Raw genomic sequence first — 20,812 nt, 5'->3', positions numbered from 1 at the left:
TGCGCGTCCGGGCGTTACCCGCTGGTGGTCTGGGTCCCCGAGAGGGTGTCCAGCAGCCATTGCTGCACCGACCACGGCGCTTCGCCTTCCGCCGGCGTCACGCGCTGGTAGCGACCGTCCGGCAGCAGGCGCCAGGCCGTGGCGGTATCCCGCAGATAGGCGAACAGCGACTCCTCCGCCACCCGCTCGCGCATGGCCGGATCTGTCACCGGGAACGCGACCTCGACGCGGCGGAAGAAATTGCGCGGCATCCAGTCGGCGCTGGAGAGGTACAGCTCCGGTTCGCCGTCGTTGCCGAACCAGAACACCCGCGAGTGCTCGAGGAACCGTCCCAGCACCGAGCGCACCTCGATGTTCTCCGACAGCCCTTCCACCCCGGGACGCAGGGCGCAGATCCCGCGCACGATCAGCTCGATGCGCACGCCGGCCTGCGAGGCCTCGTACAGCGCCTCGATGATCGCCGCCTCGTTGAGCGAGTTCATGCGCGCGACGATGCGTGCCGGGAGTCCGGCGCGGGCATGTTCGGCCTCGCGGCGGATCTTCTCCAGCATCGCGTCGTGCAGCCGGAAGGGGGCCTGGATCAGGCGCCGCAGGCGCGAGACCTGGCCCAGCCCGGTCAGTTGCTGGAACACCCGGTGGACGTCCTCGGTGATCACCGGATCGGCGGTCATCAGGCCGTAGTCGGTGTACGCCTTGGCGGTGCCGGAGTGGTAGTTGCCGGTGCCCAGGTGGGCATAGCGGTTGATGCCGTTTTCGTCACGGCGCACCACCAGCGCCAGCTTGGCGTGGGTCTTGTAGCCGACCACGCCATAGGTCACGTGCACGCCTTCGTCCTGCATGCGGTTGGCCAGCTCGATGTTGGCGGCCTCGTCGAAGCGCGCCCGCAGCTCGATCACCACCGTCACTTCCTTGCCGTTGCGCGCGGCCTTGATCAGGGTCTCGACCAGTGGCGAGCGGGTGCCGGTGCGGTACAGGGTCTGCTTGATCGCCAGCACGTCCGGGTCGCTGGCGGCCTGACGCAGGAACTCCACCACCGGCATGAACGACTCGTAGGGGTGGTGCAGCAGCAGGTCGTGTTCGCGGACGCAGTGGAAGATCTGTTCGGCGCCCACGTGCGGGCGCGGCAGCGCGGGCACGAACGGCGGGAACTTGAGATCCGGGCGGTCGACCAGGTCGTGGACCGCCATCAGCCGGTTGAGGTTGACCAGGCCGGTGACCTGGTAGAGGGCCTCTTCCGTCAGGTTGAACTGCTGCAGAAGAAAACGGGCGACCTCCTCGGGGCAGTTGTCCGCGACCTCCAGACGCACGGCAGCGCCGTAGTTGCGCTGCGGCAGTTCGCCCTCCAGCGCGTTGAGCAGGTCGTCGATCTCCTCTTCCTGCACGAACAGGTCGGAGTTGCGGGTGAGGCGGAACTGGTAGCAGCCGGTGGCCTGCATGCCGCGGAACAGCTCGCCGACATGGGCGTGCAGGATGGAGGAGAGCAGCACGAAGTCGTTGTCCCCCGAGGCGACCTCCGGCGGCAGACGCACCAGACGCGGGAGCGAGCGCGGGGCCTGCACCACCGCGCGGCCGGATTCGCGGCCGAAGGCGTCCTTGCCCTGCAGGGTCACGATGAAGTTGAGGCTCTTGTTGAGGATCCGCGGGAACGGATGGGCCGGGTCCAGGCCGATGGGCGTGAGCACCGGCTGCAGCTGCTCGCGGAAGTAGTCCCGCACCCACGCCTGCTGCTCCGGCGTCCAGTGGGTGCGGCGCACGAAATGGATGCCTTCGGCGGCCAGCGCCGGGATCAGTTCGTCGTTGAGGATCGCGTACTGCTCGTCCACCAGCTGGTGCGCGGCCGGGCTGATGCGGCGCAGCTGTTCCTGCGCGGACAGGCCGTCGGGGCCGGGCGCGCTGACGTTCAGTTCGACCTGCTGCAGCAGCGAACCGACGCGGACCTCGAAGAACTCGTCGAGATTGGTCGAGGAGATGCTGAGATAACGCAGGCGTTCCAGCAGAGGAAAGCCGGGCTCCCGCGCGAGTTCCAGCACCCGGCGGTTGAATTCCAGCAGCGAGAGTTCACGGTTGAGAAAACGGTCGTTGGCTTCCAAGTCGGTATCCTGCATCGGGGACGGGTACATCGCGGAATCCGCGCAGTCCAGCACGGCGATGTTACGTTGCGAAGAAAAGGTATCACGATGCCCGCACCCGCGGCCCGGCAAAGGTCGAGTGGTGTACTCGGGAATTGCATCGCCCGCCCAAGGTGACTATCGTTAGCGGGTTCGGGATCGCCCGTGAAGGGGTGGTCCCCGCGAGACATCACCACGAATAACGAACGAACGCGAAGAAGGAGGTCCCATGACCTACGAACTGCCCGATCTGCCGTACGCGAAGGACGCACTGGAGCCCCACATCTCCGCCGAGACGCTGGAATACCATCACGACAAGCACCACGCGACCTACGTGACCAAGCTCAACGGCCTGCTGCCGGGCTCCGAGTTCGAGAATGCCTCGCTGGAGGACATCATCAAGAAGGCCCCGGCCGGCGGCATCTTCAACAACGGCGCCCAGGTCTGGAACCACACCTTCTACTTCAACTGCATGGGTCCGAATGCGGGTGGCGAGCCCTCCGGCAAGCTGGCGGACGCCATCAACAGCGCCTTCGGTTCGTTCGACGCCTTCAAGGAGAAGTTCAACGAGATGGCGGTCGGCAACTTCGGTTCCGGCTGGACCTGGCTGGTGCAGAACGGCGACGGCTCGCTGGAGATCGTCAATACCTCGAACGCCGCGAACCCGATGCGCGACGGCCAGACCCCGCTGCTGACCTGCGACGTGTGGGAACATGCCTACTACATCGATTATCGCAATGCGCGCCCGAAGTACCTCGAGAACTTCTGGAACGTGGTGAACTGGGACTTCGTCGCCCGGCAGATGCAGTAAGATCGGCGACGAGCCCGGCGGGTTCCCGCAAGAGGGTTCCGCGCCGGGTGTCCGACCCGCATTCCGGAAGCCGGCGGCCACCCGCCGGCTTTCGCGTTTGGAGAACGGAACATGAACGATTTCCTGCAGCAGACCTACAATCGCCTGCCGGTCGCCTTCGAGCGCGGCGAGGGTGCCTGGTTGTGGGACACCGAGGGCCGGCGCTATCTGGATGCGCTGTCGGGGATTGCGGTCTGCGGCCTGGGGCATGCGCATCCGCGGGTGGCCAGTGCGGTCTGTGATCAGGCCTCCACCCTGGTGCACACCTCCAACCTGTACCGGGTCCCGCTGCAGGAGACGCTGGCCCGGCGGCTGTGCTCGCTCGCGGGGATGGATCGCGCGTTCTTCTGCAACTCCGGGGCCGAGGCCAACGAGGCGGCGATCAAGCTGGCGCGGCTGCACGGACGGGCGAAGGGGATCGAGCGCCCGCGCGTGATCGTGATGGACGGGAGCTTCCACGGGCGCACCATGGCGACCCTGTCCGCCACCGGCAATGCGAAGATCCAGGCCGGGTTCGAGCCGCTGGTCGAGGGGTTCGAACATGTGCCCTACGGCGATGCGGACGCGGTGGCGGCACTGGCCGGACAGGAAGACATCGTGGCCATCCTGGTCGAGCCGGTGACCGGCGAGGGCGGCATCCGCATCCCCCCCGACGGCTATCTGCGCCGCCTGCGGGAGATCGCCGATGCCAGCGGCTGGCTGCTGATGCTGGACGAGATCCAGGCCGGCATCGGTCGTACCGGCCAGTGGTTCGCGTTTCAGCATGAAGGCATCACCCCGGACGTGGTGAGCCTGGCCAAGGGGCTGGGCAACGGCATTCCCATCGGGGCGAATCTGGTGGCGGGGGCGGCCCGCGACCTGTTCCGGCCGGGGATGCACGGCACCACCTTCGGCGGCGGTCCGCTGGTGTCGCGCGCGGCGCTGGCGGTGCTGGACGTGATGCAGGAGGAGGCCCTGTGCGAGCAGGCCGAACGCCAGGGGCAGGCACTGCGCCGGCAGCTGCAGGAGCGCTTGGGCCACCGGCCGGAGGTCGTGGAGATCCGCGGCCGCGGCCTGATGCTGGGGATCGAGCTGGATCGGCCGGCCGGCGAGCTGGTGGGACAGGCGCTGGAGGCCGGGCTGATCCTGAACGTGACGGCGGAGCGGGTGATCCGGTTGCTGCCGCCGCTGATCATCGACGACGAACAGGTCACGCAGATCGCGAACGGCGTGGCCGACCGGGTGGATGCGTTTCTGGCATCCGGGGCCACCAGGGAGGCTTCTGCATGAATCCGCGCCATTTTCTTTCGTTTCTCGATCTGTCCGCCGAAGAGACGCGCGCGGTGCTGCACCGCGCGATCGAGCTGAAACGCCAGCTGAAGGCGGGCGAACACCATGACGACCTGCTGCGGGGCAAGACCCTCGGAATGATCTTCGAGAAGTCGTCGACCCGCACCCGCGTGTCCTTCGAGGTGGGCATGCAGCAGCTCGGCGGCAACGCGCTGTTCCTGTCGCCGCGGGATACCCAGCTCGGGCGGGGCGAGCCGATCGAGGACACCGCACGGGTGCTTTCGCGCATGGTGGACTGCGTGATGATCCGCACCTATGAGCACGAGAAGGTGGAGCTGTTCGCGCGGCATTCCTCGGTGCCGGTGATCAACGGGCTGACCGATCTGGAGCATCCGGCGCAGCTGCTGGCGGATCTGCAGACCTTCTTCGAATACCGTGGCGACATCCGCGGCAAGCGCGTGGCGTGGATCGGCGACGGCAACAACATGTGCCACAGCTACATGTATGCCGCGCATCTGCTGGACTTCGAGCTGATGGCGGCCTGCCCCGAAGACTACGAACCCGAATCCTCCGTGCTGGAGGCGACCCGCGATCACGTGACCGTGACCCGTGATGCCGGCGAGGCGGCCGCGGGTGCGGATCTGGTCGTGACCGACGTGTGGGCGAGCATGGGCCAGGAGCAGGAGAAGAGCGCGCGGCGCCAGGCGTTTGCCGGGTTCTTCGTGGATCAGGCCCTGATGGATCGCGCGCAGCCGAATGCCCTGTTCATGCACTGCCTTCCGGCACATCGCGAGGAAGAGGTGGCCACCGACGTGCTGGAGGGCCCGCAGAGCGTGGTGTGGGACGAGGCGGAAAACCGCCTGCATGCGCAGAAGGCATTGATGGAATTCCTGGTGCGCGCGGCGGGCTGACGTATGCAGGAGACCACCGGGGAGGGGGAGCGAACGCCGCCGCAGGGCGCCGGCGGCGGTCCCGGACACGATCACGGCGGATCGTCCGCCGGAAGCGCTCTGCGGGCGCGCATCGGCCTGTTCCTCGGGCCGCTGGTCTTCGTGGCCTTCCTGCTGGTCCCGCCGCCGGAGGCCTTCTCCCCGGAGGCCTGGCGGGTCCTGGGCCTGACCCTGTTCATGGCCGTGTGGTGGATCAGCGAGGCGCTGCCCATCCCGGTCACGGCCCTGCTGCCCATCGCCCTGCTGCCACTGACCGGCGTGGTGGCGATGGACGAGGCTACCGCACCCTACGCCAATCCCACCATCTTCCTGTTCATGGGCGGTTTCGCGATCGCCCTGGCGGTGCAGCGCTGGGGCCTGCACCAGCGGCTGGCGCTGGCGATCCTGTCGCGTTCCGGCCGCGGTCTGCACACCCTGGTGGGTGCCTTCATGCTGGCCACCGCGGGGCTGTCGATGTGGGTCAGCAATACCGCCACCGCGGCCCTGATGTTGCCGATCGCGCTGTCGGTGCTGGGGCTGATGGAGCGCGACGGGGGCCAGGGCCTGCAGGGCATGGCGCCGGACAGCCGCAGTCCGGCCCTGGCGCTGCTGCTGGGCATCGCTTTCGCGGCCAACATCGGCGGCATGGCCACCATCATCGGTTCCCCGCCCAATGCGCTGACCGTCGCGTTTCTCAATGACCGCTACGAGCTCGGGATCGGTTTCATCGACTGGATGCTGCTGGGCCTGCCGCTGTCGCTGACCCTGCTGGTCATTGCCTGGTTCCTGCTGACCCGCTGGGTGTTCCCGGTGCATCGCATTCGTCTCAACGGGCTCGACCGCATGCTGCAGGAGCAGGTAGGCGATCTGGGGCCGTGGAGCCATGCGGAGTTGCGCGTGGCGGCGGTGTTCCTGGTGGTGGCGCTGGCCTGGATGTTTCGCCCCCTGCTGGAGGCGTGGCTGCCGCTGGAACTGACGGATGCCGGGATCGCGATCCTCGGGGCGGGGCTGCTGTTCCTGATCCCTTCCGGGGCCTCGGGTCAGCGGCGGCTGCTGTGCTGGGATAACACGCGGGAGCTGCCCTGGGGGGTGCTGCTGCTGGTCGGGGGTGGTCTGAGTCTCGGTTCCGCCATCGAATCCTCGGGTCTGGCGGAACTGACCGCCGAGGCGCTGATGGGCGCGCAGGCGTGGCCGCTGCTGCTGGTGATCGCGGGGGTGGTGCTGGTCACGATGACCCTCAGCCACGTGACCAGCAATACCGCTACCGCCGCCACCCTGCTGCCACTGGTGGCCGCGCTCGCGCTGCGCATGGACGTGCCGGTGGGACTGATGACCCTGCCGGTGGCGTTCGCCGCGTCGGTCGCGTTCATGTTGCCGGTGGCCACGCCGCCCAACGCCATCGTGTTTGCCTCCAATCGCCTGCGCGTGGTGGACATGATCCGCGGCGGGGCCCTGCTGTCGGTGGTCGCCATCGTGCTGGTCAGCCTCGCGGTGTATGCGCTCGCCGAGCCTTTGCTGCTGCGGCACGTGGGCTGAGTGCGTGGGGAGGCGTGTGACCCGCGCGGCTCAAGTCGGGCCGCGGCCGGCCGCTAGCGGGGGCGAGAGACTCGTAGCATGGCGCCCGTAATCCCGGGCGCGAAGAAAGCTTCAAGGGAGAGAGAGATGCTCAGGAATATCCGGATCGGAACCCGCCTGATGGGCGGCGTCACCCTCGTGGTGGTCGCGGTCGTGGTGCTCACGCTGGTGGTGGTGATGAACAGCCTCGGCAACATGGCGGACCGCGCGGAGCAACGGGAACTGAACGACCTGAGCGAACTGCTGATCCGGCAGCTCGATCAGGAGGCCGATCGCGGGACCGCGATGGCGCAGGCCGTGGCCGCCATTCCGGACGTGCAACAGGCCTTCGCCCGGCGCGACCGCGAACGCCTGCACGAGATGACGGTCCCGGGATTTGATCATCTCTACGAGGAATACGGCGTACGCCAGTATCAGTTCCATACGCCGCCGGCGACGTCCTTCCTGCGGGTGCACCGTCCGGATCGCTACGACGATGACCTCTCCGGGTTTCGCCAGACCGTGGTCGACACCAACCGCGACCGCCGGCCGATCTCCGGGCTCGAGGAAGGGGTGGCCGGCCTGGGCATCCGCGGCATCGTCCCGGTCTCCCACGAGGGTGAACATATCGGGTCGCTGGAATTCGGCATGGCCTTCGACGATGCCTTCTTCGAGGACTTCACGGCGGATACGGAAGCCCCGGTGGCCCTCTACCTGCAGCGCGACGGTACCTTCGAGGCGTTCGGCAGCACCATCGACGGCGATTCCACGTTCAGTCGCGAGGAGATGGAGCGGATTGCCGGCGGCGAGGAACTGGTGCGCCGGACCGAGCACGACGGTCGTCCGATGGCGGTGGTCGGGCGTCCGGTGGAAGACTTCTCCGGTGAGCCGGTGGGCGTGCTGGAGCTGATGGTCGATCGCAGCGATTACGTGGCGATGGCCCGCAATGCCACGGCCACCGTAGTGGGTGTGGGCGTGGCCGCCATCGGCCTCGGCCTGCTGCTGGCCTGGCTGCTTTCGCGCAGTATCGTGCGGCCGCTGCGCGATACGGTCGAGCGTCTGGACGACATCGCGTCCGGCGACGGGGACCTGACGCGCCGGCTGGAGGCCGACGGCAACAACGAACTCGGGGATCTGGCCGCGGCGTTCAACCGTTTCGTGAGCAAGATCCATGATCTGGTGAAGGAAGTTGCCGCCGGAGGAGACCAGGTGGCGGCTGCGGCCAACGAGCTGTCGGCGACCAGCGAGCAGACCAACGAACAGGTCGGCCGCCAGCAGTCCGAGATCGACCAGGTGGCCACGGCCATGAACGAGATGACCGCGACCGTGGCCGAGGTGGCCCGCAACGCCACCGAAGCGGCGGAAGCCGCTCAGAGCACGGACAAGGATGCGGCCCATGGCCGGGAGCTGGTGGAGCAGACCGTCAGTGCGATCAACACCCTGTCCACCCAGGTGGAGAACACCGCGCAGGTGATCGAGCGGTTGTCGACCGATGCCGAGGAAATCAACAAGGTGCTGGAGGTGATCGGGGACATCGCCGATCAAACCAACCTGCTGGCGCTGAACGCGGCCATCGAGGCGGCGCGGGCCGGCGAGCAGGGCCGCGGCTTTGCGGTGGTGGCCGACGAAGTGCGCACGCTGGCGAGCCGGACCCAGGATTCGACCCAGGAGATCCAGGGGATGATCGAGCGGGTGCAGAACGGCACGCGCGACGCGGTGAAGGCCATGGAGGACGGACGCCGGCAGGCGCATTCCAGCGTGGAACAGGTGAACGATGCGGGGCAGTCGCTGCAGTCGATCACGCAGTCCATCAGCAGCATCTCGGACATGAACACGCAGATCGCCAGCGCGGCCGAAGAGCAGTCCTCGGTGGCCGAGGAGATCAACCGCAACGTCTCCAACATCACCCAGGTGCTGGACGAGACCGTGGCCGGATCGCAGCAGATCGCCAACGCCTCGGAGGAGCTGTCGAAGCTGGCCTCGGCGCAGCAGGAGCGCACCGGGCGCTTCCGTGTCTGACCGTGGGTCCTGCCGGCCGGGGTGTTGTGCCCCGTGCCGGAGGATGGGTTTTCGTGACGGCGGCCGATTCGGATCAAGGTTTCCGGACGGCCGCCGTTAGTATGTGAAGGTATGCTGATTTGGCCATCCGGCCGGGCAGGGCCCGGCGGAATGCGCATTGATCAGAATGCCGGAACACCAAAAGAGGGAAAGCCATGCTCAGGAATATCCGTATCGGAACGCGCTTGATGGGCGGCGTCACCATCGTTGTGGTGGCGGTCGTGGTGCTCACGCTGGTCGTCGTGATGAACAGCCTCGGCACGATGGCCGATCGCGCGGAGCAACGGGAACTGAACGACCTGAGCGGGCTGCTGATCCGCCAGTTGGAGCAGGAAGCCGAACGGGGCGAATCGATGGCGCGGGCCATCGCCGAGATTCCGGTGATTCAGCAGGCGTTCGCCGAGGGGGATCGTGAGCGCCTGCTGGAACTGACCGAGCCGGGATATGGCCAGCTGCGCGACGAGCACGACGTGCGCCAGTATCACTTCCATACGCCGCCGGCGACCTCTTTCCTGCGTACCCACAGTCCCGACAACTACGGCGACGACCTGTCGGACGTGCGCCAGACGATCCTCGAGGTGAACCGCAATCGGCAGCCGATCACCGGGCTGGAAGAGGGACCGTTCGGCATCGGGATCCGCGGGATGGTGCCGGTGTCCTACCAGAACGAGCACATCGGCTCGCTGGAATTCGGCATGGCCTTCGATGACGCCTTCTTCGAGTCCTTCACCGAGGAAACCGGATCACCCGTGGCGGTACACCTCGATCGTGATGGGGGTTTCGAGGTCTTTGCCGGAACCATCAATGGCGAGTCGGCCTTCAGTCGGGAGGAGATGCGGCGCATCCTCGATGGCGAGGAGATGATCCGCAACGTTCGCCACGACGGCCGCCCGATGGCCGTGGTCGGGCGTCCAGTGGAGGATTTCTCCGGTGAGCCGGTGGGCGTGCTGGAGCTGATGGTCGATCGCAGCGAATACGTGGCGATGGCCCGCAATGCCACCACCACCGTGGTGGCGGTGGGCGTGGTCGCCATCGGTCTTGGTCTGCTGCTGGCCTGGCTGCTGTCGCGCAGCATCGTGCGGCCGCTGCGCCAGACCGTCACGCGTCTGGACGACATCGCGTCCGGCGACGGGGACCTGACGCGCCGGCTCGAGGCCGACGGCAACAATGAGCTGGGAGATCTGGCGGCGGCGTTCAACCGCTTCGTGGGCAAGATCCAGGACCTGGTCAAGGAAGTCGCCGCCGGTGGCGACCAGGTGGCGGCCGCGGCCAACGAGCTGTCCGCAACCAGCGAACAGACCAACGGTCAGGTCACGCGGCAGAAGGACGAGGTCGATCAGGTGGCCACGGCGATGAACGAGATGACCGCGACCGTGGCCGAGGTCGCGCGCAACGCCTCCGATGCAGCCACGGCGGCCCAGACCACCGATCAGGATGCGAACGCCGGGCGCGAGCTGGTGCAGCAGACGGTGCAGTCGATCAACCACCTGACCTCGCAGGTGGACAACACCGCCGAAGTGATCGAACGGCTGTCCACGGACGCCGAGGAAATCAACAAGGTGCTGGAGGTGATCGGGGACATCGCCGATCAGACCAACCTGCTGGCGCTGAACGCGGCCATCGAGGCGGCGCGGGCCGGCGAGCAGGGCCGCGGCTTTGCGGTGGTGGCCGACGAGGTGCGCACGCTGGCGAGCCGGACCCAGGATTCGACCCACGAGATCCAGGGCATGATCGAACGCGTCCAGAACGGCACGCGCGAGGCGGTTCAGGCGATGGAAGAGGGCAAGAACCGGGCGCATTCCAGCCGCGAGAAGGTGAACGAGGCGGGCGAGTCGCTGGAGTCGATCACGCAGTCGGTGACGACCATCTCGGAGATGAACACGCAGATCGCCAGTGCGGCGGAGGAACAGTCCTCGGTGGCCGAGGAGATCAACCGCAACATCTCCAACATCACCCAGGTGCTGGACGAGACGGCCAGCGGCTCGCGCGAGATCGCGAATGCCTCCGAGGAGCTGTCGAAGCTGGCTTCCGAACAGCAGCAGCGGGTTGGGCACTTCCGGGTCTGATCCGGTCCCGAGGGGGCGGCCACGTGCCGCCCCCTGTCATTTGCGGGTTCAGGAGCCCTCGGTATGGCGGTCGGCTCCGGCCCGGTCCGGATCAAAGCGCGACTCGAGGTAGTCGATGATCGCGCCCGACTCGTACAGCCAGCGCACGCTGCCGTCTTCTTCCTCGATCCGCAGGCAGGGGACCTGCAGCTTGCCGCCTTCCGTCTGCAGGGTTTCGCGGTGTTCGCCGGCCGGCTGGGCATTGCGCAGTTCGATGTCCAGTGACAGGCGCTGCATGGCACGGCGCGCCTTGATGCAGAACGGACAGGCGGGAAAGTGGTAGAGCGCGAGGGCGCGGGTCTGTTCGTCCACCCGTGCCTGTTCTTCGGGGTCACGCTGGATTCCGCGCGGGCGGGTCACCTTCTCGCCCACGAGCATGAAGGGCGTGAGTACCAGACGCACGCCGCGGAAAAAGAGTCGGATCAGGGGTCGCATCCGCCAAGGATGCCACAGCTCCGGTGCGCGACCAATCGCGGCGCTGTCCGGTCCGTGTTCTGTGTCAGCCGACCAGCTCGAAGCGCTCGTTCCCGGAGAGGACGATCATGTCGCCGTTGTTGCGGGTGGCCAGCTGTTCGCGAATGGTCTGCTCGTAGCCGGGTTTGAGGTGTGTGATCGCGATTCTCGGCCGATGCCGCAGGTGGTCGAGGTCGCGTACCAGCTGCAACGGGGTGTAGTGGCGGGTGGCGCCGGCGAGGTGATCCATCTCGTCCGGCAGCCCGGTCTCGATCATCAGCAGGTCGAGGCGGGGCAGCTCATTGAGGGTCTGCCACAGGTGCCGGGTCGAGGTGGTATCCCCGCTGAAGGCGAAGGCCCCGATGTCGGGGCGGCTGACCGAATAGCCCACCGCCGGAACGGTGTGTCTCGCGGGGAGGGCGGTGATCCAGCGTCCGTCGAGGTCGATCTGTTCGCCGGGTTCGAGAGCGCGAAAACGCAGCGCGGGATGCTCCGGGGTTGGAAGGGCGGTGAAATCCGGCCAGATCACCCAGTTGAAGATGTGGCGCTGCAGCGCTTCCAGGGTGTCGGGCAGCGCGTGAACGGTTACCGGCGGGGCGTCCACCCGGAACACGGTGTCGATCAGGAAAGGCAGGAACGCCACGTGGTCCAGATGCGAGTGTGTCAGGAAGACGTGCCGGATGGCCTGGAGCTCCGGGAGTTCCAGGTCGCCCACGCCGCTGCCGGCGTCGATCAGGATGTCCCGGTCGATCAGAATGGAGGTCGTTCGGCGACCCGGCCCGATGCCGCCGCTGGCTCCCAGGATACGCACGGAGAGACTCGTTCCGGACTCCGGCGAAGAGGTATGGGGCCAGTCATCAATGTGAGGATGCGCGCTCATGAGCTGTGGCAAATGACTCGATCAGAAAGCTCATTCTAGGCGGCTGCCTGTCATGCCGCACGCGAAACGGCGCACGGATTGTGGCACCCGTTACCGAAATGCGACCCGTTCCCGGGAACAACCGGATGGCCGCCGGGGTTCCCGTGGCCTTGGGTCCCTGCTAGAATGCGCAGCATCTCGAGGGGCGGTAGCTCAGCTGGGAGAGCGTCGCGTTCGCAACGCGAAGGTCGGGAGTTCGATCCTCCTCCGCTCCACCAAACACCCCAGAAAATCAGGAAGTTATAGGGCAAAAAACGCCATATATACCATCCTGTTTGCCATTCTTAGGAACGGTAGGCCCCGCCGGTAAATTACTGGCGGGGCTTTTTTGTGCGCCCGTCGGATGCGCCCCCATTGGACGCCGGGCCGCGACGCGATGTCCGGCGCGAGTCGAAGTGGAGAACGCCCAGACGAATCCCGAGGGGGCATTCCGGTTCAGGCAGCGGCTTCCCGGGCCATCGCGCCGAGGCGCGCCAGTGCACGTTCGAGGCGCGCGCCCCAGGGCTGAGCGCAGTTCAGGCGCAGGTGATGACGGTACTTGCCGGTCGGCGAGAAGAGCGGGCCGGGTGCGATGCTGATCCCCTCGCCCAGGGCCCGGCGATACAGGGCCAGCGCATCGACGGCCTCCGGGAGCTCCAGCCAGAGAACGAAGCCGCCGGCCGGTCGCGTCTGGCGTGTCCCGGACGGGAAATGACGAGCTACCGCCCGGCTCACGCGATCCACCGCGCGGGCGTAATCACCGCGCACTCGGCGCAGATAGCGGTCGTAGCCACCGCGCTCCAGGAAGTCGGTCACCGCCAGTCCCGGCCAGGCGGGCGTGGAGGAACTGCCGGAATACTTCAGATACTCCACTCTGTCGCGGAAGCGTCCGGGCACGGCCCAGCCGACCCGCAACCCCGGCGACAATGTCTTGGAGAAGGAACCGCAGTAGAGCACCCCGCCCCGGGTCTCGAACGCCCGGGCCGCCCACGGCCGCGGCCCCTCGAAGGCCAGATCCCCGTAAACGTCATCCTCGATCAGCGGCACCCCACGATCCTCCAGCAGCTCCACCAGGGCACGCTTGCGCTCGTCGCCAGCGCAGTGCCCCAGCGGATTGCCGAAGTTGGGCATGAGCAATGCCGCCTTCACCGGCCACTGGTCCAGCGCCAGCGCCAGGGCCTCCGGCACAATGCCTTCGTCCGGATCGGTGGGAATCTCCAGTGCCCGCAGCCCCAGCGCCTCGATCGCCTGCAGCAGGCCGTAGAACGTGGGTGACTCGATCGCCACCACGTCGCCGGGTTCGGTGACCGCGCGCAACGAAAGCGCCAGCGCCTCCTGGGCACCGTTGGTCACCACCACCTCCTCCGGGGTAATCTGGCAGCCGGCATCCGCCCTGCGCCGCGCGATCTGCTGCCGCAGCTCGTACGGCCCGGGCGGAAATGCGTAATCCAGCTCCCGGCCACCCCAGCGCGCCGGCACTCCGGCGAACGCGCGCCGCAGGCCACGTGCCGGGAGAAAACCCGCGTGCGGAACCGCCGCACCGAGCTGGATCACATCGGGATCGCCGGCCGCCTGCACCACCCGCAGCACCAGTGCCTGACTGGTCACCGCTACCGGCTCGTTCGCCGGCCTGGAAGGTGCCGGCCGCTCCGGCGGCCGCCACGGATGACGGCGCACGTAATATCCCGAACGCGGGCGGGCCTCGATCAGCCCGCGATCCTCCAGCAGGTGCTCGGCGGCCACCACCGTGGAAATGCTCACCCCGAACTGGGCTGCCAGCTTGCGTACCCCGGGCAGCCGGTCACCGGGCCCGTGCACGCGGGCCTCGATCGCTTCCTCCAGCGCTCTGGCTACCGCCTCGTAGCGATGCGCCGCCGGCCTTTCCGTCACAGTTGCCTCCGGAACCCATCGGTACAGTTCTCATATAGCCCAAACTGTACCGGTTCATTGCACACCCTACTACATCTGCAATGATCCGCGGCTCCGGCGTAGGCTTTGTCGGTGTCAGCGGCGAGCTGCCGCGCAACCAAGGAGCACTGCATGAGCATTCAGAACCTCGACACCGGCAATCAGTACGGTCAGTACACCCCTGACTTTGTCGACTACTGGGACGACCTGGTCGGCTGGGAAGGCCGCACCGAATCCGAAGGTGGTTTCTACGAGCGGCTGGTGAAAAACGCCGGCGGCCGCGAAGTCGCCGACGTCGCCTGCGGCACCGGCTTCAACGCGATCAACCTGGCCCGTTCCGGCCTGGTGGTCACCGCCACCGACGGCTCCGAGAACATGCTGGCCAAGACCCGCGAAAACGCGCAGCGACTCGGTGTCACGCTGGCTCACACCCAGGTGGCCGACTGGGTTCAGCTCGACCGCCAGCTGGGCGAAGAGCGTTTCGACGCGCTGGTGTGCCTGGGCAACTCGTTTACCCACCTGTTCGAGCACGAAGCCCGGCGCGACGCCATGCATGCCTTCTTCCGGGCGCTGCGCCCCGGCGGCATGATCATCCTGGACCACCGCAATTACGATTCCATGCTGGACAACGGTTACAACTCGAAGCACCAGCACTACTACACCGGCAAGGGCGTGGAGGCCTATCCGGCGGAACTCAACCGCTACCTCGCCCGGTTCGAGTACAAGTTCCCGGACGGGGCGCACTTCCAGCTCAACATGTACCCCCTGCGCCAGGACTATGTCTCCCACCTGCTGGAAGATGCCGGCTTCATCAACGTGAACCGTTACGGTGATTTCGCCACCCCCTACGAGCGTGACGAGGTCGATTTCATTCAGCAGGTCGCCTACCGCCCTCGCACCTGAGGAACTCCCGGAGGTCCGCCCCCCGCCGCCCACACAGGTCCGCACCAGTGGTGGGCGGGCCTGCCCCCTGCTGCGTGCGGTCCCCCGCCAACGCCCTGCGAACAACCACTCCAGCACCTCGAGTGGAGCCCGGTAGCCGAGCCGCTTCGTCATCCCTGGACAACGCCATCGCGGAGAGGACATCGCGATCCTGGCCAACCGGCACCGGGTCTACCAAACGGCTCAACAGGCTAACCCCGCCCGCTGGTCCCGCCACACCCGGGACTGGACACCGATCGATCACGTCTGGCTCAACCCACCGAAGGAGCATGCCGAAATCCAAGCTCCGGCGGGTTCTCACGCCGCATGAAAAAGCGGACAACTATGTTGACAAACACCGCCGACATCAAGAAGAAGGGCGCGGGTGTGCTGCGCGACAAGCCCAGCATCCACTGGAAGAAGGATCGCGGCAAGGATGTCGAGTCGGCCCCCTGGTTCGACACCTTTGGCGGCGAGCGGATCAACGATCACCACCTGACCCTGGCCGAGAAGCGGGCGGCGCGTGGTGTGTAATGCCCGAGGATGGGGGCTGTCGCGGGGGTGCCCGTTCCTGCCTCGGTGACCCGGAACGAGGCTAACAGGATGTCCGGACGCTAACAAAAAAAATGTTAGCGTTAGAAAATTGTGTTAGCGTTGCCCGACGATGACACTAGGAAAGGCATTTGCGCGGTACTTCGAGCAGGAGACGGGGCTGCCCGTGACCTGGGGGCGGGCTTTGCTTGCCAATTTGCCCACGTACCTGCGCCAACTGTTCGCGCTGCACGAATGCACGGTCGACGGCGAACGCGCGGTGGTTCTGCTGCTGCGCGACGAGAGTCGTGTTCGCGGCACCCGCGCCTTTGTCGCGCAGATCGAGAAGGCCATGGAATTGGCAGGCGAGGCAGACTCGGCGTACTGCCTGGTGGCCGATGCATTGCCCAGCTATCTGCGACGGCGGCTGGTGGGTGTGCGGGTGCCCTTCGTGGTGGTCGGCGAGCAGATCTACTGGCCGCGCCTGGGCTATCTGATGACCAACCAGCGCTCTCAGCGGCGGGGCGCGGCACCCACCGAGCGGTTGAGCCCGGCTACGCAGGCGGTCTTCGTGGCCATGTTGCTCGGCCAGATCGGCATGCCTGCCAGCGCGACTGCGATGGCTGAGCCACTGGGCTATACCGCTATGAGTATGAGCCGTGCAATCAAGGAGCTGGAAGGCAATGGGCTGGTGCGCACCGAGCTCCATGGGCGGGAGCGCGTTGTTGAGCTCGCCGCGCCGCCGAAGGATCTATGGCAGAAGGCGCAACCCTGGTTGCGCAGCCCGGTACGCGAGACGGTGCGGGTGATGGCGACGGATATTGCGGAGTGGTCGTTGCCGCGTGCTGGCGAGTCGGCGCTGGCCGAGTACTCCCTGCTGGGACCGCCCGCTGAGCCGGTCTATGCCCTGGCCAGCCGCGCCTGGCGGCGGCTTGGGCAGGGCCTGGAGCTGATTCCCGTGCAGGACGACGGCACTTGTCTGGTGGAGCTATGGCGCTATCCGCCGGAAGCGAGTGCGCGCGATGGATGTGTGGACCCGCTCTCGCTGGATCTGAGCCTGCGTGACCGCACCGACGAGCGTGTGGAGCAGGCGGTCGAGGAAATGCTGGAAGCCTTGCCATGGTGAGAGGGCTGGAATGGTTCGCCAAGCGCTTTGCCGGCTTCCAAGATTGCTACGTGCTGATCGGCGGGGCAGCGGCTTATCTGGTGCAGGAGGAAGCCGGCCTGGATCCGCGCGCTACGGGGGATCTCGATATCGTGCTGTGCGTGGAGTCGTTGACTGCCGAGTTCGGGCAGCGCATGTGGGATTTCATCGAAGAGGGGGCTACGCGGTGCGCCAGGCGGGAGAGGCGCCGCGCATGTTCTATCGCTTCAGCAAGCCGAGCGATCCGCATTTCCCGACGATGCTCGAATTTTTCGCCCGCTATAACCCGGATGTGGAGAGCGCGCCGCATTGCATCCTCTGGGCTTGAATCAGGTGACAACTACGTTGACCGATAGGGGGCGAAACCGACTAATACCTCTGGACCGCCGAGGACCACGACGCGGACGTCCTCTACAATCCAGGAGAGATCTCACAATCCCCCGCCAGTGGGGCCGGTTCTCCCGTTGACGTCGCTTCACTGCCACGAGTGTTGCGCGGCACCTTGCCCTCAGACTCCAGGAGAGATGCGATGTACCAGTTTTACGCGCGAGCGATACTGATCGGCGTCGGCCTCTGCACCTCCGGGGCCACCCTCGCGGAGACATCGGCGTCTCCGATATCGACGGTTCAAGAGGTTGAGGCTGGGGATCTTTTCCCTCTGGTTCCCGGAAAAAGCACGTTCAGGGTGGTTGACGGAGACGGAGAGGGTCGGCAAGTGGTGCAGGAACTGATTCCCGCAGAAGGTGAAGGCCGCTGGGAAGTTCGGTTTGGTGACTACAACATTCTCCATCTTTCCGAGCTTTGGGATGGCAGCGTGGTGCTGACCGGTCTGGACGTGCTGACGCAAGGCCAGACCGTGCTGTACGAGCCACCCGTGGTGCTGCTACCCAGCAGGATAGTGCCCGATCGGACATGGAGCGCCTCTGGCAGGGCCACCGTCGTGAATAGAGAGACGCAAGAGGTTGAACACACGGGTGAGTATAAGCACCGAGTCATGCCCATCACTCTAGAGCGGTATGCGACTCCGGCGGGTGATTACGAAGGCTTCCTGGTGCCGATCGAGCAGAGCATCGATCTTGATGCTCCGGCGGCGATCCGGTTTTGGCTCGATCTTGGCTTCTCCCCCGGCCAAGGACTGGTGAAACGGTCGATGAAGTTCGTCGTCGACAAACCCCTGTGGTTCGGCTCGACCACACGCCGCACAGCAGATCTCGTCCGTTAGGTGCCCTATCGGTCAACGTAGTTGGCGCTTTTGAAGCCCACCCCGGGGCTGCCTGCGCGGGGTAGCGGCATCGCGGGTTCGGTGTGCGGTATCGAACAGACGGTGAACGCGCATGGGTCCAATATGTCTTAAAAGGCAATGGCTATTGTGACCGGTATCGGGGCGATGGCTCTGTGTCAGAAACCGGCACGCCGGCGATGGGTTGCGAACCCGTAGGTTGGAGGTCGAGCCTATTACGGAGTCCATACATGGATCCAGAAGTACTGCACCAGGAAACAACCGGTGATCCCCGAGCGTTACAGCGGGCACTGTCCGCTTATCGTGCGCCGCGCCTCGCCCGCAGCGTCTTCGAACTGCTCGTTACGATGATCCCGTTCGGCCTTTTCTGGTTTTTGACCTGGGCAAGCGTGAGCGCGGGCTACTGGCTCGGCCTGTTGCTGGTGATACCCGCCGCTGGATTTCTCGTGCGGCTGTTCATGATCCAGCATGACTGCGGGCACGGGTCGTTTTTTCCGTCCCGGCGCGCCAACGACTGGGTGGGACGGGCCCTGGGGGTATTGACGCTCACGCCCTACGACCTCTGGCGCCACACCCACGCCCTCCATCACGCGCACTCGGGCAATCTGGATCGCGCTGACGAGGGGGGCATCGACACCTTGAGCGTACGTGAATACCAGGCCCTGCCGCGGGCGCAGCGGCTGCGTTACCGGCTGTACCGCCACCCGCTGATCCTGTTCGGCCTGGGTCCGGTCTACCTGTTCATGTTGCAGAACCGCGTACCCGTCGGGTTCATGCGCGCGGGATGGATGCCGTGGCTGAGCACCATGGGTACGAATGCGGCCATCGTGCTGGTCGTCATTGCGATGATGTCGCTGGTGGGGGTGGGAACCTTTCTTCTGGTGCACCTGCCGATCGGGATTCTGGCTTCTTCCATCGGCGTCTGGCTGTTCTATGTGCAGCACCAGTTCGAGAATACTTGCTGGGCGCACGACGAGGAGTGGTCCTTCCGCGAAGCCGCGCTCTATGGGAGCTCCTACTATGATCTGCCGGCTCCGTTGCGCTGGATGACCGCGAATATCGGGGTACACCACGTCCATCATCTCGCCAGCCGCATCCCGTTCTACCGGTTGCCCGAGGTGCTGAAGGATTTCCCGCAGCTTCGCGAGATTAGTCGTCTCACGCTGCGGCAAAGTCTCCACTGCGCACGACTCGCCCTGTGGGACGAGGAGCGCCGGCGTCTGGTCCCCTTCGAGCACGCGAACGCGGAGACGCCTCCGGTGCGCCCGTGAGAGCGACGGGCGATACAGGCAAATCCTGCGTGCGTGTCTGGTCCCGGCCCTGGACGAGAATCAGAAGTTGTAGCCAAGTCCGACGGTGTACGAAACGTCACCATCGAGGAACGCATTCTCTGCGTCGTTCGCGCGGCTGAAGAACCACTGGTATTCAATGCGACCCAGGGCGTAGGTGTCGTCCAGGACGTAGTACTTCAAGCCCCCATCCAATCCGGCGAACCCGCTGTCGTTGACGCCGTCGCCGTAGAATGCGCCCAGGCTACCGCCAGCGAAGGGACGCAGGCGGCCGGCAGTGTTTTGAAAGAAGTCATTGGTCAGGAAGTCGCCCTCGAAGTCGGCGTAGTGAATGTCCTGGCGGACGCCGAGGACCAAGTGGCCACGCAGATACCAGCCTATATCACCCGTGATGCCGAGGTTGGTGTTGTCGAAACTCCGGTCACTGCTGCCACTTCCGGAAAGCGAGAATTCGCGGTCGCCTATGGAGGGCCCAAAGTTGGCGGCCGATCCTTGTTGAGCCTGGACGGAAAGGGTGAATGGTCCAGCCAGGCAGGGCATGACTGCGATCACCTTTTTCATCATTACGTGCCTCCTGAAACGTTACCCACCGCGTTGGCCTGGCGCAGAGCCTTTGGAGTGCGACTCCGACCGGGAGGGCCCGCTTTGCATCCGAAACGGCAGATTGGGGTCGCAACCGAGGGGGCATCTGTTCGTTGCCGCACATTCGTCACCGGGCGTGTTGGGTTTCAGGTGACAGGAGACAGAAAAAAGGCAAGAGAACAGGTGCTTAAAGATTCTTTCGATACTTCATATGAGGTGTTCAAAAGGATCTTCAGCGAGATGCTGGTTGAAGCGCGTTTGCGTGTTCTCGCGGGGTCGCCCCATGTCGTCCAGGACAAGGGCGCTGTGCATTGGGTCGTGAACGAAAGGGGCCGGATCGTGGACGGACCCAGGTTTCTGTCAACCGGCTCTTCGACCCGTTATGAAGCGACTTTCTGGCCCGACTGGATAGTGGCGGGGGGCAGCTGCTCCCCTGATCGTGGTGTGCCTCGGGGCAGGGCAGCAGGCCTTCTTTCGGATTGACCCTGCCCCGGGCAAGAAGGCTCAGAAGTTGTAGCCAAGGCCTACGGTGTAGGCGAACGCGCCATCGCGGAAAGCATCCTCTGCATCGCTGGAGCGGCTGAAGAACCACTGGTATTCCATGCGGCCCAGGACGTAGGTGTTTTCCAGCACGTAATACTTCAGGCCGCCTTCCAGACCGGCGAACGCGCTGTTTTTAGAGTTACTGTCGAAAGTGGTGTACGGGGGGGATTGAGGAAGGCGGCGTATCCGGCTGGAATGGGAGTGCGACCAACCAGCCAGCCAGAGGAGATACGCCACCATGGCTCACGATACGACAGACCTGCCGAACGGACCAGAGGACCCGTTGACCGAACTTCTGCGCCGCGGGGCGCGGGATCTGATCAAGCAAGCGGTGGAGGCAGAGTTGCAGACGTTCATGGAGACCTACGCGGAGGATCGTTTGCCGGACGGTCGCCGGGCGGTGGTGCGCAATGGCTATCAGCCGGAGCGC

The 20,812-nt window shown here is 65.8% G+C and carries 17 protein-coding genes, 1 tRNA gene and 2 pseudogenes; 14 read left to right on the top strand and 6 right to left on the bottom strand.

All coding sequences use genetic code 11. The features are described 5' to 3' along the window. Positions 1–14: 14 nt before the first annotated feature. Entirely contained in the window at positions 15–2,105 is a 2,091-nt protein-coding gene (ppk1, locus tag D893_RS10465; protein WP_026288817.1) for a polyphosphate kinase 1, read from the bottom strand. A gap of 232 nt (positions 2,106–2,337) precedes the next feature. On the opposite strand from ppk1, the gene D893_RS10460 reads away from it, so the two are divergent. From D893_RS10460 to D893_RS10435, 6 genes are all read left to right on the top strand, one after another. Beyond that, positions 2,338–2,919 (top strand): Fe-Mn family superoxide dismutase, encoded by a 582-nt coding sequence (locus D893_RS10460; RefSeq protein ID WP_024329360.1) that lies wholly within the window; start codon positions 2,338–2,340, stop codon positions 2,917–2,919. Positions 2,920–3,030: 111 nt separating this feature from the next. Next, positions 3,031–4,227 carry an acetylornithine transaminase gene (locus D893_RS10455; protein WP_024329361.1) on the top strand — a complete coding sequence of 399 codons (1,197 nt, stop codon included), beginning with the start codon at positions 3,031–3,033 and terminating at the stop codon, positions 4,225–4,227. Further along, a complete protein-coding gene (gene argF / locus D893_RS10450) occupies positions 4,224–5,138 on the top strand; it encodes an ornithine carbamoyltransferase (protein WP_024329362.1) in 915 nt (304 codons plus the stop codon). The genes D893_RS10455 and argF overlap by 4 nt, the downstream gene beginning before the upstream one ends. A gap of 3 nt (positions 5,139–5,141) precedes the next feature. After that, positions 5,142–6,692: a DASS family sodium-coupled anion symporter gene (locus D893_RS10445; protein WP_077243936.1), complete on the top strand. Its 1,551-nt coding sequence runs from the start codon at positions 5,142–5,144 to the stop codon at positions 6,690–6,692. A gap of 126 nt (positions 6,693–6,818) precedes the next feature. Beyond that, positions 6,819–8,729 carry a methyl-accepting chemotaxis protein gene (locus tag D893_RS10440; protein ID WP_026288818.1) on the top strand — a complete coding sequence of 637 codons (1,911 nt, stop codon included), beginning with the start codon at positions 6,819–6,821 and terminating at the stop codon, positions 8,727–8,729. Positions 8,730–8,923: 194 nt separating this feature from the next. Further along, positions 8,924–10,834 carry a methyl-accepting chemotaxis protein gene (locus D893_RS10435; protein ID WP_110619749.1) on the top strand — a complete coding sequence of 637 codons (1,911 nt, stop codon included), beginning with the start codon at positions 8,924–8,926 and terminating at the stop codon, positions 10,832–10,834. 48 nt (positions 10,835–10,882) lie between these two features. On the opposite strand, the gene D893_RS10430 is transcribed toward D893_RS10435, so the two are convergent. Then, positions 10,883–11,308 carry a glutathione S-transferase N-terminal domain-containing protein gene (locus D893_RS10430; RefSeq protein ID WP_110619748.1) on the bottom strand — a complete coding sequence of 142 codons (426 nt, stop codon included), beginning with the start codon at positions 11,306–11,308 and terminating at the stop codon, positions 10,883–10,885. Positions 11,309–11,372: 64 nt separating this feature from the next. Beyond that, entirely contained in the window at positions 11,373–12,206 is an 834-nt protein-coding gene (locus tag D893_RS10425; protein WP_051073598.1) for a 3',5'-cyclic-nucleotide phosphodiesterase, read from the bottom strand. Positions 12,207–12,387: 181 nt separating this feature from the next. On the opposite strand from D893_RS10425, the gene D893_RS10420 reads away from it, so the two are divergent. Continuing rightward, positions 12,388–12,463: transfer RNA gene (locus tag D893_RS10420), tRNA-Ala, on the top strand. Between the two features lie 217 nt (positions 12,464–12,680). On the opposite strand, the gene D893_RS10415 is transcribed toward D893_RS10420, so the two are convergent. Further along, positions 12,681–14,114, bottom strand: coding sequence for a PLP-dependent aminotransferase family protein (locus tag D893_RS10415; RefSeq protein WP_110619747.1), 1,434 nt, complete (start codon positions 14,112–14,114; stop codon positions 12,681–12,683). Positions 14,115–14,264: 150 nt separating this feature from the next. Between D893_RS10415 and D893_RS10410 the strand changes: the two genes are divergently transcribed. The 6 genes and pseudogenes from D893_RS10410 (at position 14,265) to D893_RS10385 (ending at position 19,239) form a co-directional block, all read left to right on the top strand. Beyond that, positions 14,265–15,035: a class I SAM-dependent methyltransferase gene (locus D893_RS10410; RefSeq protein ID WP_018945622.1), complete on the top strand. Its 771-nt coding sequence runs from the start codon at positions 14,265–14,267 to the stop codon at positions 15,033–15,035. 142 nt (positions 15,036–15,177) lie between these two features. After that, positions 15,178–15,384, top strand: a pseudogene (locus D893_RS13945) (IS3 family transposase); the annotation flags it as partial. A gap of 14 nt (positions 15,385–15,398) precedes the next feature. Further along, complete coding sequence (locus D893_RS10405) at positions 15,399–15,587, top strand: hypothetical protein (protein ID WP_018945623.1); 189 nt, start codon at positions 15,399–15,401, stop codon at positions 15,585–15,587. Between the two features lie 130 nt (positions 15,588–15,717). Then, the gene (locus D893_RS10400) at positions 15,718–16,710 is read left to right on the top strand and encodes a hypothetical protein (protein WP_246863912.1); all 993 of its coding nucleotides are present in this window, start codon (positions 15,718–15,720) and stop codon (positions 16,708–16,710) included. Positions 16,711–17,257: 547 nt separating this feature from the next. Then, positions 17,258–17,950, top strand: a complete 693-nt coding sequence (locus D893_RS10390; RefSeq protein ID WP_018945626.1) for a hypothetical protein — start codon at positions 17,258–17,260, stop codon at positions 17,948–17,950. 248 nt (positions 17,951–18,198) lie between these two features. Continuing rightward, on the top strand, positions 18,199–19,239 hold the full coding sequence (locus D893_RS10385) for a fatty acid desaturase (RefSeq protein ID WP_110619745.1): 1,041 nt from the start codon (positions 18,199–18,201) through the stop codon (positions 19,237–19,239). A 60-nt stretch (positions 19,240–19,299) separates the two neighbouring features. Here D893_RS10385 and D893_RS10380 read toward each other — a convergent pair whose 3' ends face one another. Together D893_RS10380 and D893_RS13820 are read right to left on the bottom strand one after the other, a co-directional pair. Continuing rightward, positions 19,300–19,821, bottom strand: a complete 522-nt coding sequence (locus tag D893_RS10380) for a hypothetical protein (protein WP_110619744.1) — start codon at positions 19,819–19,821, stop codon at positions 19,300–19,302. Between the two features lie 522 nt (positions 19,822–20,343). Further along, positions 20,344–20,622 carry a hypothetical protein gene (locus D893_RS13820; RefSeq protein ID WP_168409943.1) on the bottom strand — a complete coding sequence of 93 codons (279 nt, stop codon included), beginning with the start codon at positions 20,620–20,622 and terminating at the stop codon, positions 20,344–20,346. On the opposite strand from D893_RS13820, the pseudogene D893_RS10365 reads away from it, so the two are divergent. After that, positions 20,621–20,812, top strand: a pseudogene (locus D893_RS10365) (IS256 family transposase); the annotation flags it as partial. The gene D893_RS13820 and the pseudogene D893_RS10365 sit on opposite strands and share 2 nt — an antisense overlap.

The organism is Thioalkalivibrio sp. ALE21 (assembly GCF_003208255.1).
Taxonomy (GTDB): Bacteria; Pseudomonadota; Gammaproteobacteria; order Ectothiorhodospirales; family Ectothiorhodospiraceae; genus Thioalkalivibrio; species Thioalkalivibrio halophilus.
Note: the sequence above shows the minus strand (reverse complement) of the source record. Positions and strands in the feature narration are given on the sequence as shown.

Coding starts and splice junctions, on each gene's coding strand:
- ppk1 (WP_026288817.1), bottom strand. CDS start 2,105: ATGCAGGATACCGACTTGGAAGCCAACGACCGTTTTCTCAACCGTGAA.
- D893_RS10460 (WP_024329360.1), top strand. CDS start 2,338: ATGACCTACGAACTGCCCGATCTGCCGTACGCGAAGGACGCACTGGAG.
- D893_RS10455 (WP_024329361.1), top strand. CDS start 3,031: ATGAACGATTTCCTGCAGCAGACCTACAATCGCCTGCCGGTCGCCTTC.
- argF (WP_024329362.1), top strand. CDS start 4,224: ATGAATCCGCGCCATTTTCTTTCGTTTCTCGATCTGTCCGCCGAAGAG.
- D893_RS10445 (WP_077243936.1), top strand. CDS start 5,142: ATGCAGGAGACCACCGGGGAGGGGGAGCGAACGCCGCCGCAGGGCGCC.
- D893_RS10440 (WP_026288818.1), top strand. CDS start 6,819: ATGCTCAGGAATATCCGGATCGGAACCCGCCTGATGGGCGGCGTCACC.
- D893_RS10435 (WP_110619749.1), top strand. CDS start 8,924: ATGCTCAGGAATATCCGTATCGGAACGCGCTTGATGGGCGGCGTCACC.
- D893_RS10430 (WP_110619748.1), bottom strand. CDS start 11,308: ATGCGACCCCTGATCCGACTCTTTTTCCGCGGCGTGCGTCTGGTACTC.
- D893_RS10425 (WP_051073598.1), bottom strand. CDS start 12,206: ATGAGCGCGCATCCTCACATTGATGACTGGCCCCATACCTCTTCGCCG.
- D893_RS10410 (WP_018945622.1), top strand. CDS start 14,265: ATGAGCATTCAGAACCTCGACACCGGCAATCAGTACGGTCAGTACACC.
- D893_RS10405 (WP_018945623.1), top strand. CDS start 15,399: ATGTTGACAAACACCGCCGACATCAAGAAGAAGGGCGCGGGTGTGCTG.
- D893_RS10400 (WP_246863912.1), top strand. CDS start 15,718: ATGACACTAGGAAAGGCATTTGCGCGGTACTTCGAGCAGGAGACGGGG.
- D893_RS10390 (WP_018945626.1), top strand. CDS start 17,258: ATGTACCAGTTTTACGCGCGAGCGATACTGATCGGCGTCGGCCTCTGC.
- D893_RS10385 (WP_110619745.1), top strand. CDS start 18,199: ATGGATCCAGAAGTACTGCACCAGGAAACAACCGGTGATCCCCGAGCG.
- D893_RS10380 (WP_110619744.1), bottom strand. CDS start 19,821: ATGATGAAAAAGGTGATCGCAGTCATGCCCTGCCTGGCTGGACCATTC.
- D893_RS13820 (WP_168409943.1), bottom strand. CDS start 20,622: ATGGTGGCGTATCTCCTCTGGCTGGCTGGTTGGTCGCACTCCCATTCC.